The sequence below is a fragment of the Nocardioides anomalus genome, from assembly GCF_011046535.1.
Taxonomy (GTDB): Bacteria; Actinomycetota; Actinomycetes; order Propionibacteriales; family Nocardioidaceae; genus Nocardioides; species Nocardioides anomalus.
Window position 1 is genome coordinate 2,959,192 of record NZ_CP049257.1, and the last position, 14,940, is coordinate 2,974,131.

Genomic DNA, 14,940 nt, shown 5'->3' on the forward strand with positions numbered 1-14,940 from the left:
CCATCCCACCGGCTGTCCAGGCTTCGGAATAGTCCGTGTCGGGGGTAGCCCGGCGGGGCTGGCTACGCTACGGAAGGTCGCGGACGTCCCCGAGACTCACTCCCAGTTGCGCTCGCCGCCCACGCGGGCGGACTTGGCGGCGACGCTGACCACGTCGCCGCGCTCGAGCTGGCGGCCGCGGCGGGTCTCGACCTCGCCGTTGACCCGGACGATCCCGCCGGAGAGCACCTGCTTGGCCTCGCCACCGGACTCGATGAGGTCGGCCAGCTTGAGGAACTGCCCGAGCTTGATCGAGTCGTCCTCCACCGGCACGTCGTTGTAGTCGCTCACCCGCTCATTGTCCTCCCGGGCGTGTCGCGACCCCAAATCAGCCGAGCGCGACGCTCACCGCGTGGATGAGGACGCCGACCAGGCCGCCGACCACGGTGCCGTTGATGCGGATGAACTGCAGGTCGCGCCCGACGTGCAGCTCGATGCGCTCGGCCGCCTCCTTGCCGTCCCAGCGCTCGATGGTCTGGGTGATGACGGAGGTGAGCTCCGCGCCGTACCGGTCCACGACGAAGACCGCGGCGTCGGCGGCCAGGCCGTCGAGGCGGGTGCGGAGCGCGGCGTCGTCGCGCAGCCGGGCCGCGAACGCGGTGGCCTCGGTCAGCAGCCGGGCGCGGACCGCGCCCTGGGGGTCCTGGAGCGAGGTGGTGAGCGCCCGGCGCAGGGCGTCCCAGAGCGAGATCGCGGACCGGATGACCGCGGGGTTGTCGAGGATGCGCTCCTTGAGCCCTTCGGCGCGGGCCTGGGTGTCGGCGTCGTGGAGCAGGTCGTCGGCCAGCTGGCGCAGGACCGAGTCCAGCGCCTGCCGGGCGCGGTGCTGCGGGTCGTCGCGGATGTCGCCGACCCAGCGGACCAGCTCGGTGTGGATCCGGCCGGTCACCGCCTCGTTGAGCCGCGGCGGCGCCCACCACGGCGCCCGCTCGCCGAGCACCTCGGTGACCGTGTCCGGGTTGTCGACCAGCCAGCCGTGCAGCTCGTCCAGGGCCAGGTCGACCAGCCCGTGGTGCAGGTCGTCGGCCAGCGCCTCGCTCAGCAGACCGCCCAGCAGCGGCGCGATCGGCTCCTCGCGGAACCGCGGCGTCAGCGCGTCGCGGACCAGCGACTCGATGTGGTCGTCGCGGACCTTGGACAGCGCGATGGCCGCCACGTCGGCCACCTCGTCCACCACCCGCTGGGCGTTGGCCGGCTCGGCCAGCCACTCCCCCAGCCGCCGCGCGGGCTCCGCGGCCAGGAGCCGCTCGCGGATGATCGCCTCCTGCAGGAAGTTCTCGCCCACGAACTCCTCCAGCCCGCGGCCCAGCTCGTCCTTCTTGCGCGGGATGAGCGCCGTGTGCGGCACCGGCAGCCCCAGCGGGTGCCGGAAGAGCGCGGTGACCGCGAACCAGTCCGCGATCGCGCCCACCATCGAGGCCTCTGCGCCGGCGTTCACGAAGCCGAGGAAGCCGTCCCGGTCCCGGGTGAGCAGGTAGACCACGGCTGCCAGCACCAGCAGCCCGGTCGCCACCCCGCGCATCCGGCGCAGCGCCGAGCGCCGCCGCGCGTCGGCCGCGGGGTCGCCGGCGATCATCGGGGCCGTGGTGGTCATGGGCCTCGATTCTCACCGACGTGCGCCGGCTGGAAGAATCCGCCCATGCCCCGCACCGTCCTGACCTTCGGCACGTTCGACGTCTTCCACGTCGGCCACCTCCGGGTCATCGAGCGGGCGGCGGCGTACGGCGACCGCCTGGTCGTCGGCGTCTCCTCCGACGCGCTCAACGTGAGCAAGAAGGGTCGCGAGCCGGTCTTCAGCCAGGCCGAGCGGCTGGCCATCGTCGGCGCGCTCAAGCCGGTGGACGAGGTCTTCGTCGAGGAGAGCCTGGAACTCAAGCGGCACTACATCGAGCAGTTCGGCGCCGACGTGCTGGTGATGGGTGACGACTGGAAGGGCCGCTTCGACGAGTTCGAGGACATCTGCGAGGTGGTCTACCTGCCCCGGACCCCCGCCATCTCCACCACCGCGCTCATCGAGAAGATCTCGGACCTCGCCTGAGATGTGCCCACCGCTCAACGGTTAAGCGGTGTGCACACTTTCACGCTCAGCAGTGTGCACACCGGTTAACCGTTACCCGGTGGGCACAGGTGGGGATTGGCCGGTCCGGAACGGCCCGGATTGGCCGTTCAACCCGGCCACCTGGCCCGTCAGGATCGAGCCATGACGTCCGTCGCTCCGCCCACCACGCCCGCGGTCACCGGGGCCAGCCTCGACGTGCCGCAGGGCGCGGCCCTCACCATCGGCGCGGTCCTGGGCACGGGGGTGATCTCGCTGCCGGCGCTGGCCGTCCAGGAGGCCGGGCCGGCGTCGCTGCTGGCGTGGGCCGGGCTGCTCCTGCTGTCCATCCCGCTCGCCACGACCTTCGCCGCCCTGGGCGCACGGCACCCGGACGGCGGCGGCGTGTCGACGTACGCCCGGCGGGCCTTCGGTCCGCGCACGGCGACGGTGATCGGCTGGTGCTTCTTCTTCGCGGTGCTCGTCGGCGCGCCGACGGCTGCAGGGTTCGCCGGGGCGTACGTCGCGGACGCGGCCGGCGGCGGGCGCCGGACGATGCTGCTGGCCACCGCCGGGATCATCGCGCTGGTCGCGGTCATGAACTGGTTCGGGCTCAAGGTCTCCGGCCGCGTCCAGCTCGGGATCGCCGGGGTGCTCGGGGTGCTGCTGGCCGGGGCCACCGTGGTCTCGCTGCCGCACGCGCAGCTCGGCCACCTCACGCCGTTCGCCCCGCACGGGTGGCTGGCCGTCGGCTCGGCCGCCGCCCTGCTGGTCTGGGCCTTCGCCGGGTGGGAGGCGGTGACGTCGCTGAGCGGGGAGTACCGCGACCCGGCGCGCGACATCACCCGTGCCACCGGCATCGCGATCGTGGTCATCGCGGTGCTCTACCTCGGCATCGCCTTCGCCACCGTGGTCGTGCTGGGCGACGAGCCCGGGCGGGCGCCGCTGTCGGATCTGCTGGTCCTCGGGCTCGGCGAGTGGGCACGGCCGGTGGTGACGGTGGTGGCGGTGCTCTTGTCCGTGGGCGCGATGAACGCCTACTTCTCCGGCGGCGCGCGCCTCGGCGCGGCGCTGGCCCGGGACGGCTCGTTCCCGGTCTGGTTGGCCCGCGGCTCCAGCGCCGGCGAGGTGCCGCGCCGCTCGCTGGCGTTCCTCAGCCTCGGCGCGCTGACCTCGCTCGGCGTGATCGCCATCGGCGACCTGTCCATCAACGCCCCGCTGATGATGACGACCGGCACCTTCACGCTGGTGTACGCCGTGGGGACGGCCGCCGCCCTCAAGCTCCTGCCGCGCGGCACCTGGGTCCGGCGCGGTGCGGGCGTGGCCTTCGTCGCGACCCTGGCCCTGCTGGCCATGACCGGGGCGCACCTGCTCGGCCCGGCGCTCATCGGGGTCGGGGCCCTGCTGTGGACGGTGCTGAGGCCAGGACCCCGGCCAGTCGCGCCAGCCCCGGCCTGATCGTCGCCGGGTCGGCCGCGCCGTAGCCCAGCACCACCCCGCGCGGCGCGCCGCCGACGGCGTAGGACGACAGCGCCTCGACCGCGACGCCCTCCTCGGCCGCGGCCCGGACCACCGCCCCGTCGTCGCGGGACTGGTCGCGCAGCACCGTCGTCATGTGCAGCCCGGCCTGGCACGGGACCAGCTCGAGGTGGTCGGCCAGCGGGCCGTGGACCTGCTCGAGCAGCAGCGCCCGCCGCTCGGCGTACGCCGCCCTCGCCCTGCGCAGGTGCCGGGCGAAGAGGCCGTCCTCGAGGAAGCGGGCCAGCGCGGCCTGGGCGGGGACGTCGACGTAGCCCACGCTGAGCTGGAGCGCGGCTCGCAGCGCGTCCTGCAGCAGGGCGGGTGCGACGAGGTAGCCCGCCCGCAGCCCCGGCACCAGCGACTTGGAGAACGTGCCGAGGTAGAGCACGCGGCCGGCGTCGTCCATCGCGTGCAGCGTCTCGAGCGGGCGCTCGGTGTAGCGGAACTCGCTGTCGTAGTCGTCCTCCACGACCGCGCACCGGTGCCGCGCGGCGAAGGCGAGCAGCGCCCGGCGCCGCGACATCGACAGCGGGGGGCCGGTCGGGAACTGGTGCGACGGGGTGGTGAAGACCAGCCGCGCCCGCTCGGGCAGCTCGTCGACGACCAGCCCCTCGAGATCGACGCGGACCGGCACGACCCGGGCGCCGTGGGCCTCGAAGACCTCACGCGCCAGCGGGTAGCCGGGCTCCTCCACCGCGACCACGTCACCGGGTGACACCAGCACCCGGGTCACCAGGTCGAGCGCCTGCTGGGTCCCCTGGGTGACCAGCACCTCGTCGGCCGTCGTCGTGACCCCGCGGCCCAGCGCCACCTGCCGGGCGATGGCCTCGCGCAGCGGCCGGTGGCCCGCCGGGTCGGCGTAGGTCCCGAGGTCGTGCGCGCCCACCCGCAGCTCGGCGGTGACCAGCCGGCGCCAGGTGTCGAACGGGAACAACCGCGCGTCGGGGATCCCCACCCGGAAGTCGTACGCCGGCTTCGGCGCGCCCCCGCTCGTCGGCTGGGGTCGCCGCTCCCACCCGCCCCGCGGCGCCAGGTCGGTGCCGCGCCGCGGCGCCGGCGCCGGTCGAGCCGCCTCGGCCACGAACGTCCCGGCCCCCACCCGGGTGGTGAGGTAGCCCTCCGCCACCAGCCGGTCGTACGCCGTGGCCACCGTCGTGCGCGCGACCCCCAGGTCCGCAGCCAGCGCGCGCGTGGGCGGCAGCCGCTCCCCCGGCGCCAACCGCCCGCCCCGCACCGCCTCGAGCAGCGCGCGGTAGAGCGCCGTCGTCCGGTCCCCGCGCACGCTGAGGTCGACCACCAGGTCCCCCAGCTCCCGCACGTCCGCAGCCTGGCACGCACCACCGACAGGCGGGCCCGCTCGGCGCGCCGAACCGTCCCGCGGGTCGAGCGGAGCGAGCCCCTGGGCGAGCCAGCGAGGCCCGCGGGACGGTTCGTCAGAGCGCGCCGAGCACGCCCGAGCGGAGCGAGGGCCCTCGAGTGCAGCAATACTGCACCGGTGCTCATCTCCGACTCGCACCGGTTCCTCTTCGTGCACGTGCAGAAGACCGGCGGGTCGACCATCGACAACGGGCTCACCGCGGCCCTGGGCGACGTGCGACGCATCTCGGCGGCCAACCGGCACGCCCCGCTGGACCGGCTGCTGCAGCTCGAGCCGGGGCTGGCGTCGTACTGGACGGCCGGCTTCGTGCGGAACCCGTGGGCCCGGATGCTCTCGTGGTGGCGGATGATGGAGCGCTTCCGCGAGGGCGCCGCGGCCGGCAACGAGCGCCACGTGGAGCACCTCCAGCGCAACCGGTTCATCGCCTCGATCCTCGAGGCGCACCCCGACTTCGAGTCGTTCATCATGCACGCGCCGGACGAGCACCCACGGCTGCGCAAGCCCCAGGTGGCCTTCCTCAACAACGACCAGAAGCGCGCCGACTTCACCGGTCGCCAGGAGAGCCTCGAGGCCGACCTGCACCACATCTACGACCACCTCGGGCTGCCGTGGGCCGGGCTGCAGAGCGTCAACATCGACCCGGGTCGGCCCGACTACCGCGACGTCTACAGCGAGCGGACCAGGAAGCGGGTGGCCGAGCTGTTCGAGGCCGACCTGCGTGCGTACGGGTACGAGTTCTAGCGCGGCGGTTGAAATGCCCTCGGGGCGGGAACCGTGCACCCATGTCCACCGCACCTCTCGCCCGGCAGCCGCTCGCCACGGCTCTGGCCGGCGCGCTGCTGGCGTTGGGCGTCACGGGTGCGGCGTGGGCCATCGACGCCGCCGCCCCGGCGCCTGCGCCGCCGGCGCAGACCGCACCTGCTGGCCGCTGACCGCGAGGACTGACCCGTGGTCGACGACGCGCGCCCTGCTGCCGGCTCCGTGGGAGACGACGACGAGACCGTCGTCGCCGACATGGCCGCACTGCTCGGGGCCGGGCGCTCGACCGGGGTCGTGGCCGAGCGCTACGAGCTGACCACGCGCCTGGGCGAGGGCGGCGTCGCCGTCGTCCACGAGGCGCAGGACCGCCGCCTGGACCGCCGGGTCGCGGTCAAGCTGCTCCGTGACACCGCGACGAGCGCGGAGGACCGCGCCCGGTTCGCCGACGAGGCCCGCCTGCTCGGCCGGCTGTCGCACCCCGGCCTGGTGCGCGTGCTCGACGCGGGCATCGACGGTGACCGCCCCTACCTCGTGCTCGAGCTGGTGCGCGGCCGCTCGCTGGCCGAGGCCATGGACGACGGGCTGGACGCCGACGAGGTCGCGCGCATCGGCGCCGAGGTGGCCGACGCCCTGGCCCACGTCCACGCGGCCGGCATCGTGCACCGCGACGTCAAGCCCGGCAACGTCCTGCTCGACCAGGACGGCACGGCCAAGCTGGCCGACTTCGGGATCGCCCGCCTGGTCGACGACACCGTCCACCACACGCGCACCGGCTTCCTGGTCGGCACCGTCGCCTACCTCAGTCCCGAGCAGGTCGCCGGTGAGCCGGTCAGCACCGCGGTCGACGTCTACTCCCTCGGCCTGGTCCTGCTCGAGGCGCTCACCGGCGTCCGGGCGTACGCCGGCTCGTCGGTCGAGAGCGCGTTCGCCCGCCTGGCCCGCCAGCCCGAGGTCCCGACCACCCTGCCCGCGGCCTGGACCGCGCTGCTCACGCAGATGACGGCCCGCGACCCCCTCGCCCGCCCGAGCGCCGCCGAGGTCGCCGAGCGGATCCGCGCCGTCCGCCGAGGCGACGTCGTCCCCGGGCTCGCCCACCCGGTGGCCCGCCCGGTCGCCCCGCCCGCCGTCGCCGCTCCGCGCCGCCGCTCGGCGCTGGTCGCCGTCGCGGTCGCCGCGCTGCTCGCCGTCGGCGGCCTCACCTGGTCGATCTGGCCCACCGACGCCGCGCCCCCCCGCGGCCGCCGCCGACCGACCCCGCGCCGGGTCCGCGACACCCGAGCCCAGCCAGGCCGCGGCCCCGACGCCCGAGGCCGCCGCCGTCGTACCCGCTGTCGCGCCGCAGCCCACCCCGACGAGGGCCAGGACGCCGCGGGCGGAGCACCACGCTGGCAAGGGCAAGCACCACCACGCGAAGAAGAAGCACCACAAGACGCACAAGACGCACAAGCCCCACGGACCCGGCAAGCACAAGCCGGGCAAGCCCGGCAAGGCCAAGGGCCACCACAAGCACCACCGCTGAGCACACCACCGGCCAACCTGGCTGTGCTGGAGTGACGTCGTGTACCCCGGCCTCTTCGCCCAGACCACCCCCGACAAGCCGGCCGTGGTCATGGCCGACACCGGCGAGACGCTGACCTACGCCGAGCTCGAGGACCAGTCCATCCGCCTCGCGCACGTCTTCCGCGACGCCGGCCTGGGGCACGGCGACGCGGTCGCGCTGCTGAGCGAGAACAGCCCGCTCTTCCTCGTGGCCTACTGGGCGGCGCTGCGCAGCGGGCTCTACCTCGTGGCGCTCAACCACCACCTCACCGCCGACGAGCAGGCCTACGTCCTCGACGACTCCGGCGCCCAGCTGCTCCTCGCCTCGGCCGCGCAGGCCGAGCGCGCCACGGCGATCGCGAGCCGCGCGCCCGCCGTACGCACCGTGCTGCTCGGCGCCGAGGTCCTCGACGCGATCGCGTCGGTCCCGGCCGAGCCGCTCGAGCACCAGCCGGCCGGCTCGGACATGCTCTACTCCAGCGGCACCACCGGCTTCCCGAAGGCGGTCAAGCCGCCGCTCAAGGACCACCAGGTCGACGAGCCCGGCAACACCTACGTCGCGCTGTTCCCGGCCATGTTCGGCTTCGACGCCGAGACCGTCTACCTCTCCCCCGCACCGATGTACCACGCGGCGCCCCTGCGCTTCTGCATGGTCATCACCGCGACGGGCGGGACGGTCGTGATGATGCCACGCTTCGACGCGGAGGAGGCGCTGGCGCTCATCCAGGAGCACCGGGTCACCCACAGCCAGTGGGTGCCGACGATGTTCGTGCGGATGCTCAAGCTCCCCGACGCCGTGCGTGCGGCGTACGACGTGTCCTCGATGCGGGTGGCCATCCACGCGGCCGCGCCGTGCCCGGTCGAGGTCAAGCAGCGGATGATCGAGTGGTGGGGGCCGGTGCTCTACGAGTACTACGCCGCCACCGAGGCCATCGGGCTGACCTGGATCACGCCGCAGGACTGGCTGACCCACCCGGGCTCGGTCGGCCGCTCCGCGCTCGGCGTCCTGCACGTGGTCGACCCGGACTCACCGGACCAGGAGGAGCTGCCGGTCGGCGAGACCGGGCTCGTCTACTTCGAGCGCGACGTGATGCCGTTCGCCTACCACCACGACCCGGACAAGACCCGCGAGGCGCAGCACCCGCACCACGACAACTGGGCGACCACGGGCGACATCGGCCGGGTCGACGAGGAGGGCTTCCTCCACCTCACCGACCGTCGTGCGTTCATGATCATCAGCGGCGGCGCGAACATCTACCCGCAGGAGGTCGAGAACGCTCTCGCCCTGCACCCGGCGGTCTACGACGTCGCGGTGATCGGCGTGCCCGACGACGACATGGGTCAGGTGGTCAAGGCCGTCGTCGTCCCGGCCGAGGACGCCACTCCCGGGCCGGAGCTCGAGCGTGCGCTCATCGACCACGTCCGCGCCCGCATCGCACACGTCAAGGCGCCGCGCTCGGTCGACTTCGTGGCCGACCTGCCGCGCACGCCGACCGGCAAGCTGGTCAAGCGACGGCTGGTCGAGCAGTACCTCTAGTAGGCCGGCGCGGGGGCCGGGGCCGGCTCCATCAGCTGGGTGAGGGAGTACTCGGTGATCTTGATCAGCGCGTTCTTGCACGACTCGCGGTCGCGGGCGTCGATCTCGATCATCGGCACGTGCTCGGGGACCGCCAGCGCCGCGCGGATCTCGTCGAGCGGGTAGCGGGTGGCGTTGTCGAACATGTTGACCGCCACGATGAACGGCAGCCCCTTGGACTCGAAGTAGTCCAGCGGCGAGAACGCCTCGTCGAGCCGGTTGGTGTCGACCAGCACGATCGCGCCGATGGCGCCCAGGCACAGGTCGTCCCACATGAACCAGAAGCGGCGCTGGCCCGGCGTACCGAACAGGTAGAGGACCAGGTCCTCGGCCAGCGTGATCCGCCCGAAGTCCATGGCGACGGTCGTCGTGGCCTTGGTGGGCACGGCCGCGAGGTCGTCGACGCCCTCGGACTCGTTGGTGACGAGAGCCTCGGTGCGCAGCGGCATGATCTCCGAGACCGACCCGACGAGGGTCGTCTTGCCCACGCCGAAGCCGCCGGCGACGACGATCTTCGTCGACGCAGCGGAGCGCTGAGCGCTAGAGCGTGCGTAGTCCACGGAGGGTCCTTTCGATGAGCTCTCGTCGCTCGTCGTGCGACGAATCAGCGGTGAGTGTTGCCTGCACCCGGACGAAGCCCTGCTCGATCAGGTCGCCCAGGAGCACCCGGGTGACGCCGATCGGCATGTGCACGTGCGCGGAGACCTCGGCGACCGAGCGCTTGTCGCACACGGCCAGGATCTGCGCCAGCTTGGGGTCGGTGGGCTCCCCGGTTCCCGACTCCCGGCGGAGCGTCGCCTCGAAGGGCAGCTCGACCTTGGGAGCCGTGCGCCCGCCGGTCAGCGTGTAGGGGCGGACGACGCGCGCGACGGGCGCGTCGTCCTCCGGCTCCCACGGCTGGGTCGGCAGTGCCATGACGGTCTCTGGTTCTCCCTCAGACGCCGCTGAGGTTCACGCGGGCGGTGGCCTGGACCATGCGGCCGACGCGGTCGACCAGGAGGGCCATCTCGTAGCCCACCTGCCCGATGTCGGCGGAGTCCTCGGTCAGGACGGCGAGGTGCGAGCCGTCGCCGACGCTCATGAGGAGCAGGTAGCCGTGCTGCATCTCGATCACGGTCTGCAGCACCGCACCGCCCTCGAAGAGCCGCGCCGCGCCCACGGCCAGGCTGGCCAGTCCGGAGGAGACCGCGGCGACCTGCTCGGCCCGCTCGTCGGGGAGGCTGAAGCTCTTGGCCATCAGCAGCCCGTCGGCGGAGACGAGGACCGCGTGCGCCGCGGACGGCACCTCGTCGACGAACTTGCTGACGAGCCAGTCGAGCCCGCGCTCGTCGGTCTCGGTGAGGTTCTCGGTCATGCGGGGCCTTCCTCGGTGGTGGTGACGGACTCGTCGACCGTGGCCGCGGAGCGACCACGAGAGACGCCCGCGGCGTGCGCGGCGAGCCGCGCCCGGATGGCCTCCGGGTCGCGCCGGACGATGGTGGGGGTGGGCGAGACGCCGCCCGGCACGAGCCGGTTGCCCGGCCGGCGCACCGGCAGCCCGGACTCGCGGCGCTGCAGGGGCGGCTTCTCCGCGACCTGCTCGGCGGCCTCCCAGCCGGCCTCGATCTCCGAGGTCGTCCACTCGCCGCCGTCCTCGTCAGTGCTGAGCCAGCGCGAGCGGAGGGTCTGGTAGAGCGGCGCGTCGGCCAGGTCGGTCTCGGCCACCGGCGTGCGCGAGTCGAGCAGGTCGTAGGCGCTCGCGGGGGCCGGCGGCGGGGCCGGTACGCCGGCCGCCGGGCTGGTCACCCAGCTCGCCACCGGCGCCGAGGCGTCGATCTCCGCGCTCTCGGCGTCCACCGGCTCCTCGACGACGGACTCCTCCGCGGCCGGAGCCTCCTCGGCCACCGGCGCCTCGGCGGGCTCCACGAGCTCCTCAGTGGGCTCCTCAGTGGACTGCTCAGTGGGCTCCGCGGCGGGCTCGTCGTGCTCGGCGGCATGGCCGTTCAGGCTGCCGTTCGCCACGCCGTTGACGGCGCCGTTGACGGCGCCGTTGACGCCGGGACGGTTCAGCGCGTGGAAGTTGCTGAACCCGTTGCGGCGCGGCAGCGCCGGCGCGTCGTCACCCGCCGGTGCGGGCGGGGCCGCGGCCATCCCGGTGAACGCCGCCAGCGCGGAGCCGGCCTGCTGGTCGGCCTCCTCGCGCAGCGCGTGCGGGTCGGCCTGGGCGGTCGCCTCGTCGATGGCCGCGAACGCCCCGGTCGGGGCGGCCGGCTCACGCTGCGGCAGGTCGCTGCCGGTGCCCTCCGCGGCCGGCGCCTCGGCGGCGGCGGTCTCGGTGGGCTCGGCGGTCTCGGCGGCTGGCTCGGCCGGCTGGTCGACAGCGTCGTCCTGGGCGGCCTCCTCGGCCTTGCGGGCCTGGAGCCGCTGGAACAGCGAGCCGCCGGTGGTGCCGACGGGCGCGGAGCCGGGCATCGGACCGCCGGACCGGGTCGCACCGGGCGAGCGCTGGGGCAGCCGGGTGACGGCGTTGATCGCGGCCGCGATCGGGTCCACGTCGGACCCGGCCGAGGCGGCCGGGGCGGCGGCAGCCGCGGGCTCGGACTCGACCGGAGCAGCCGGCGCGGGCGGCGCGGCCTGGGCCACCGGCTCGGGCCTGCGCAGCGGCAGCCCGGCCGGCGTCGAGGCCGGAGCCGCCGGAGCGACCGGCTCGACCGCGGGCGGCACCACGGTCGGGCGGGCGAACGGCTCGGCAGCAGGGGCGACCGGAGCCGCCGGAGCCGCCGGAGCCGCCGGAGCCGCCGGAGCGGCAGCGGCCGGAGCCTCGGGTGCGGCCGGCGCGTCGTTGCTCAGCTCCTCGCGGACCGGCTCGGCCTGGCGCAGCGAGGTCATGCTGCCCAGACCCGGGCGCTGCTTGGCGGCGGGAGCGGGCGCCGGGGCGCTCGCCGTACGCCGGAGCACGCTGGGCGGCAGCAGGACGGTGGCCGTCGTGCCGCCACGCGTGTTGCGCGCCAGCGAGACGGTGAGCGCGTGACGCTTGGCCAGCCGGCTGACCACGAGCAGGCCCATCCGGCGGGCGGTCTCGACGGTGACCTCGCCGCCGGAGCGGAGGTCGTCGTTGAGCGAGGCGAGGACGTCGGCGGCGATGCCCAGACCGCCGTCGCTGACCTCGACGACCACGCTGTCGCCGGCCATCTTGCTGGTGATCTTCACCGGCGCGGTGGGCGGCGAGAAGGCCAGCGCGTTGTCGACCAGCTCGGTCATGAGGTGCACGATGTCCGCGGCCGCGGCGCCGGTGACCTTCTCGGCAGGAGCGGCCTCGATCTGGACGCGCTGGTACTCCTGCACACCGGCCATCGCGGCCTGGAAGACGTCACCGAGCTCGAGGGCGTCGGAGTCGCTGGCCTGGACGGGGGCGTCGGCGAGGACCATGAGCGAGTCCGCTGTGCGACGCATGCGGGAGGCGAGGTGGTCGAGGCGGAACAGCGACTCGAGGCGCTGCGGGTCCTCCTCGTCCTTCTCCAGCCGCTCGATGAGGCTCAGCTGCTGGTTGATGAGGGAGTTGTTGCGGCGCGAGAGTGTCGAGAACATGTCGGCGACCTGCGAGCGCAGCCGCGCCTCCCCGGAGGCCAGGGTGACGGCCTGCCGGTTCATGTCGTCGACCGCGCGGGCCAGCTGGCCCATCTCCTCGTGCGTCGTGACGGGGATCGGCGTGATCTCGCCGGGCTCCTCGCCGGCGCGGATCCGGGCAACCATCGCGGGCAGCCGGTCGTTGGCGATCTCGAGCGCGCCCTCGCGCACCTGGCGGATCGGGTTCAGCAGCAGGCGCGAGACGAGCAGGGCCAGGAAGATCGCGGCCAGCAGCAGGGCCGCGGTGATGACGGCGTTGGCGATGGCCAGCGCACGGGCGTCGTTCGCGGCGCTGCTCAGGTTGCCGTCGATCTGGTTGAGCAGGGTGTTGCTCAGGTCGTCGTACGGCGTGAACGCCTCGGCGTCGCCCAGGTCGTGCTTGCCGCTGCGGATGACGCCGAAGTGCGCGGCGTTCTGCTGGTTCAGCGTCGAGACCTGCGGGTCGTCCGTGCCGAGGTAGGAGCCGAGGCGGTCGATGATGACCTGCTCGACGCCCAGCTCGGCGGCGAGGTCGACGTCGTTGATGTTCGCGGCCGGGCCGTAGGTCTGGAACTGCTGCATGGCCAGCGACACGCGGCCGTCCATGGCCTGTTGCAGCGCGGCCAGCTTGGGCTCGGGCTGGCGCTGCTCGGCGACGATCGCGTCGATGAGGCCGGTGATGCCGCGCTGGAGCTGGCGGACCTGGGCGACCGCACCGCCAGCGGAGGGGTACGCCGAGCCGTCGCGCAGCTGGGTGCTCAGTTTGAGGATGCTGTCGAAGCGGTTCTGCTGGGCCGCGCTGAGGTCGGCCGCACCGGCCGCGTCCTCGAGCCGCTGGGCGGCGGTGTTGACCGCCTCGATCGCGGAGGCGCGCTCGGGGTCGTCCAGCGCCGGCTTCTGCCGGGAGACGATGATCGCCTGCTCGGCCGAGGCGAGGTAGTCCAGCGCCGGGCGCAGGATCGTGACGTGCTTGGCGGTGGCGGAGTAGTTGTCGGACTCCGAGAGCTCCTTCTGCACCCGCAGGCCGCCGAAGGTGGCGGCCAGGAGCATCGGGATGGTCAGCGCCAGGGCCAGCTTGCGGCGCAGCGACCACTCCGGGAGCGCGATGGCGGACGCCATGCGTCCCGCGCTGCCGCGACGCTTCTCCTCAGACATGCCACCCACCCGGTTGAGTCGAGGTCGGTACGCCGTGGTCAGCGGCGACGGGACCGGTCCAGATCGCGTTCACAGTAGGTAGTGCTCCCCCCAGCCCGAGGCGGAATCGGGGAATGCCTCGGGTTTGTCCACCTTTCAGTCAACCTTGGTCTAGTCATGGCTGGCAATGGCCCTGACCCTCCGGTTGACCAGCGACGATGCGGCGAAGGGGCACCGCCGGAGTCGGCGGTGCCCCTTCGGGGTGGTCGTGCGACGGCGGCTGGGTGGCGGGTCAGCGCCAGCCGAGCTCGGGCGCCACGTGCTTGAGCACGCTCTCGATGACGTGGGCGTTGTAGTCCACGCCGAGCTGGTTCGGCACGGTGAGCAGCAGCGTGTCGGCCGCGGCGATCGCCTCGTCCTCGGCCAGCTCCTCGGCCAGCTGGTCGGGCTCGCCGGCGTAGGACTTGCCGAAGCGCGCCAGTCCTCCGTCGATCTGGCCGACCTGGTCCTGGCTGCTGCGGTCGTGGCCGAAGTACGCGCGGTCCATGTCGCTGACCAGCGGGAAGATGGAGCGGCTGACCGACACGCGCGGCTCGCGCTCGTGGCCGGCCGCCTTCCACGCGTCGCGGAACATCTGGATCTGCTCGGCCTGCAGCTGGTGGAACGGCACGCCGGTGTCCTCGGTGAGCAGGGTCGAGCTCATCAGGTTCATGCCCTGCTCGGCGGTCCACACGGCGGTGGACCGGCTGCCGGCGCCCCACCAGATCCGGTCGCGCAGCCCGGGGGCGTACGGCTCGACGCGGAGCAGGCCGGGCGGGTTGGGGAACATCGGGCGCGGGTTCGGCTCGGCGAAGCCCTTGCCCTCGATGACCTCGAGGAAGACCTGGGTGTGGTCGCGCGCCATGTCGGCGTGGTCGCGGCCTTCGCCGGGCTGGTAGCCGAAGTAGCGGAAGCCGTCGATGACCTGCTCCGGTGATCCGCGACTGATGCCGAGCTGGAGCCGGCCCTCGGCGATGAGGTCGGCGGCGCCGGCGTCCTCGGCCATGTAGAGCGGGTTCTCGTAGCGCATGTCGATCACGCCCGTGCCGAGCTCGATCCGCGCGGTCTTGGCGGCCGCGGCGGCCAGCAGCGGGAACGGCGAGGCGAGCTGGCGGGCGAAGTGGTGGACGCGGAAGTACGCACCGTCCGCGCCGAGCTCCTCGGCGGCGACCGCCAGGTCGATGGACTGCAGCAGGGCGTCGGAGGCCGACCGCGTCTGCGACTGGGGCGACGGGGTCCAGTGCCCGAAGGACAGGAAGCCGATGTTCTTCACGTTTCAACGAACGCCGCGGTGGCCCGGATGATTCCGCGGTAAGAGGTGGACCTAGCCTGTGC

14 protein-coding genes are annotated in these 14,940 nt (G+C 73.6%); 6 read left to right on the top strand and 8 right to left on the bottom strand.

Annotated features, from left to right (window positions below; all coding sequences use genetic code 11):
• Positions 1-96: 96 nt before the first annotated feature.
• Together G5V58_RS14945 and G5V58_RS14950 are read right to left on the bottom strand one after the other, a co-directional pair.
• Complete coding sequence (locus G5V58_RS14945; protein ID WP_165234269.1) at positions 97-330, bottom strand: RNA-binding S4 domain-containing protein; 234 nt, start codon at positions 328-330, stop codon at positions 97-99.
• A gap of 37 nt (positions 331-367) precedes the next feature.
• Positions 368-1,633 carry a DUF445 domain-containing protein gene (locus G5V58_RS14950; RefSeq protein WP_230486645.1) on the bottom strand — a complete coding sequence of 422 codons (1,266 nt, stop codon included), beginning with the start codon at positions 1,631-1,633 and terminating at the stop codon, positions 368-370.
• Between the two features lie 45 nt (positions 1,634-1,678).
• On the opposite strand from G5V58_RS14950, the gene G5V58_RS14955 reads away from it, so the two are divergent.
• Together G5V58_RS14955 and G5V58_RS14960 are read left to right on the top strand one after the other, a co-directional pair.
• On the top strand, positions 1,679-2,077 hold the full coding sequence (locus G5V58_RS14955) for an adenylyltransferase/cytidyltransferase family protein (RefSeq protein WP_165234272.1): 399 nt from the start codon (positions 1,679-1,681) through the stop codon (positions 2,075-2,077).
• A gap of 162 nt (positions 2,078-2,239) precedes the next feature.
• Positions 2,240-3,532 (top strand): APC family permease, encoded by a 1,293-nt coding sequence (locus G5V58_RS14960; RefSeq protein ID WP_165234275.1) that lies wholly within the window; start codon positions 2,240-2,242, stop codon positions 3,530-3,532.
• Here the strand turns inward: G5V58_RS14960 and pdxR are convergent.
• Positions 3,459-4,913: a MocR-like pyridoxine biosynthesis transcription factor PdxR gene (gene pdxR / locus G5V58_RS14965; RefSeq protein WP_230486646.1), complete on the bottom strand. Its 1,455-nt coding sequence runs from the start codon at positions 4,911-4,913 to the stop codon at positions 3,459-3,461. The two genes, G5V58_RS14960 and pdxR, sit on opposite strands and share 74 nt — an antisense overlap.
• 177 nt (positions 4,914-5,090) lie before the next feature.
• On the opposite strand from pdxR, the gene G5V58_RS14970 reads away from it, so the two are divergent.
• The 4 genes from G5V58_RS14970 to G5V58_RS14985 are packed head-to-tail and all read left to right on the top strand — an operon-like array spanning position 5,091 to position 8,808.
• Positions 5,091-5,714 (top strand): sulfotransferase family 2 domain-containing protein, encoded by a 624-nt coding sequence (locus tag G5V58_RS14970; protein WP_165234278.1) that lies wholly within the window; start codon positions 5,091-5,093, stop codon positions 5,712-5,714.
• A 41-nt stretch (positions 5,715-5,755) separates the two neighbouring features.
• On the top strand, positions 5,756-5,905 hold the full coding sequence (locus G5V58_RS14975; protein ID WP_165234281.1) for a hypothetical protein: 150 nt from the start codon (positions 5,756-5,758) through the stop codon (positions 5,903-5,905).
• A gap of 16 nt (positions 5,906-5,921) precedes the next feature.
• The gene (locus G5V58_RS14980) at positions 5,922-7,286 is read left to right on the top strand and encodes a serine/threonine-protein kinase (protein WP_165234284.1); all 1,365 of its coding nucleotides are present in this window, start codon (positions 5,922-5,924) and stop codon (positions 7,284-7,286) included.
• Positions 7,287-7,290: 4 nt separating this feature from the next.
• On the top strand, positions 7,291-8,808 hold the full coding sequence (locus G5V58_RS14985) for an acyl-CoA synthetase (protein ID WP_165234287.1): 1,518 nt from the start codon (positions 7,291-7,293) through the stop codon (positions 8,806-8,808).
• On the opposite strand, the gene G5V58_RS14990 is transcribed toward G5V58_RS14985, so the two are convergent.
• From G5V58_RS14990 to G5V58_RS15010, 5 genes are all read right to left on the bottom strand, one after another.
• Positions 8,805-9,407: a GTP-binding protein gene (locus G5V58_RS14990; protein WP_165234290.1), complete on the bottom strand. Its 603-nt coding sequence runs from the start codon at positions 9,405-9,407 to the stop codon at positions 8,805-8,807. The two genes, G5V58_RS14985 and G5V58_RS14990, sit on opposite strands and share 4 nt — an antisense overlap.
• Positions 9,388-9,762, bottom strand: a complete 375-nt coding sequence (locus G5V58_RS14995; RefSeq protein WP_165234293.1) for a DUF742 domain-containing protein — start codon at positions 9,760-9,762, stop codon at positions 9,388-9,390. Before G5V58_RS14995 ends, G5V58_RS14990 begins: the two co-directional genes overlap by 20 nt.
• A 19-nt stretch (positions 9,763-9,781) precedes the next feature.
• Positions 9,782-10,201 (bottom strand): roadblock/LC7 domain-containing protein, encoded by a 420-nt coding sequence (locus tag G5V58_RS15000; protein ID WP_165234296.1) that lies wholly within the window; start codon positions 10,199-10,201, stop codon positions 9,782-9,784.
• Positions 10,198-13,551 (bottom strand): sensor histidine kinase, encoded by a 3,354-nt coding sequence (locus G5V58_RS15005; RefSeq protein WP_165234299.1) that lies wholly within the window; start codon positions 13,549-13,551, stop codon positions 10,198-10,200. Before G5V58_RS15005 ends, G5V58_RS15000 begins: the two co-directional genes overlap by 4 nt.
• A 307-nt stretch (positions 13,552-13,858) precedes the next feature.
• On the bottom strand, positions 13,859-14,878 hold the full coding sequence (locus tag G5V58_RS15010) for an LLM class flavin-dependent oxidoreductase (RefSeq protein ID WP_165234302.1): 1,020 nt from the start codon (positions 14,876-14,878) through the stop codon (positions 13,859-13,861).
• Positions 14,879-14,940: the final 62 nt, after the last annotated feature.

What these genes read in the sequence shown, in the direction of transcription:
- G5V58_RS15005 (WP_165234299.1), bottom strand. Translation starts at nt 13,551, where the DNA reads ATGGCGTCCGCCATCGCGCTCCCGGAGTGGTCGCTGCGCCGCAAGCTG.
- G5V58_RS14955 (WP_165234272.1), top strand. Translation starts at nt 1,679, where the DNA reads ATGCCCCGCACCGTCCTGACCTTCGGCACGTTCGACGTCTTCCACGTC.
- G5V58_RS14995 (WP_165234293.1), bottom strand. Translation starts at nt 9,762, where the DNA reads ATGGCACTGCCGACCCAGCCGTGGGAGCCGGAGGACGACGCGCCCGTC.
- G5V58_RS14950 (WP_230486645.1), bottom strand. Translation starts at nt 1,633, where the DNA reads ATGACCACCACGGCCCCGATGATCGCCGGCGACCCCGCGGCCGACGCG.
- G5V58_RS14960 (WP_165234275.1), top strand. Translation starts at nt 2,240, where the DNA reads ATGACGTCCGTCGCTCCGCCCACCACGCCCGCGGTCACCGGGGCCAGC.
- G5V58_RS15000 (WP_165234296.1), bottom strand. Translation starts at nt 10,201, where the DNA reads ATGACCGAGAACCTCACCGAGACCGACGAGCGCGGGCTCGACTGGCTC.
- G5V58_RS14975 (WP_165234281.1), top strand. Translation starts at nt 5,756, where the DNA reads ATGTCCACCGCACCTCTCGCCCGGCAGCCGCTCGCCACGGCTCTGGCC.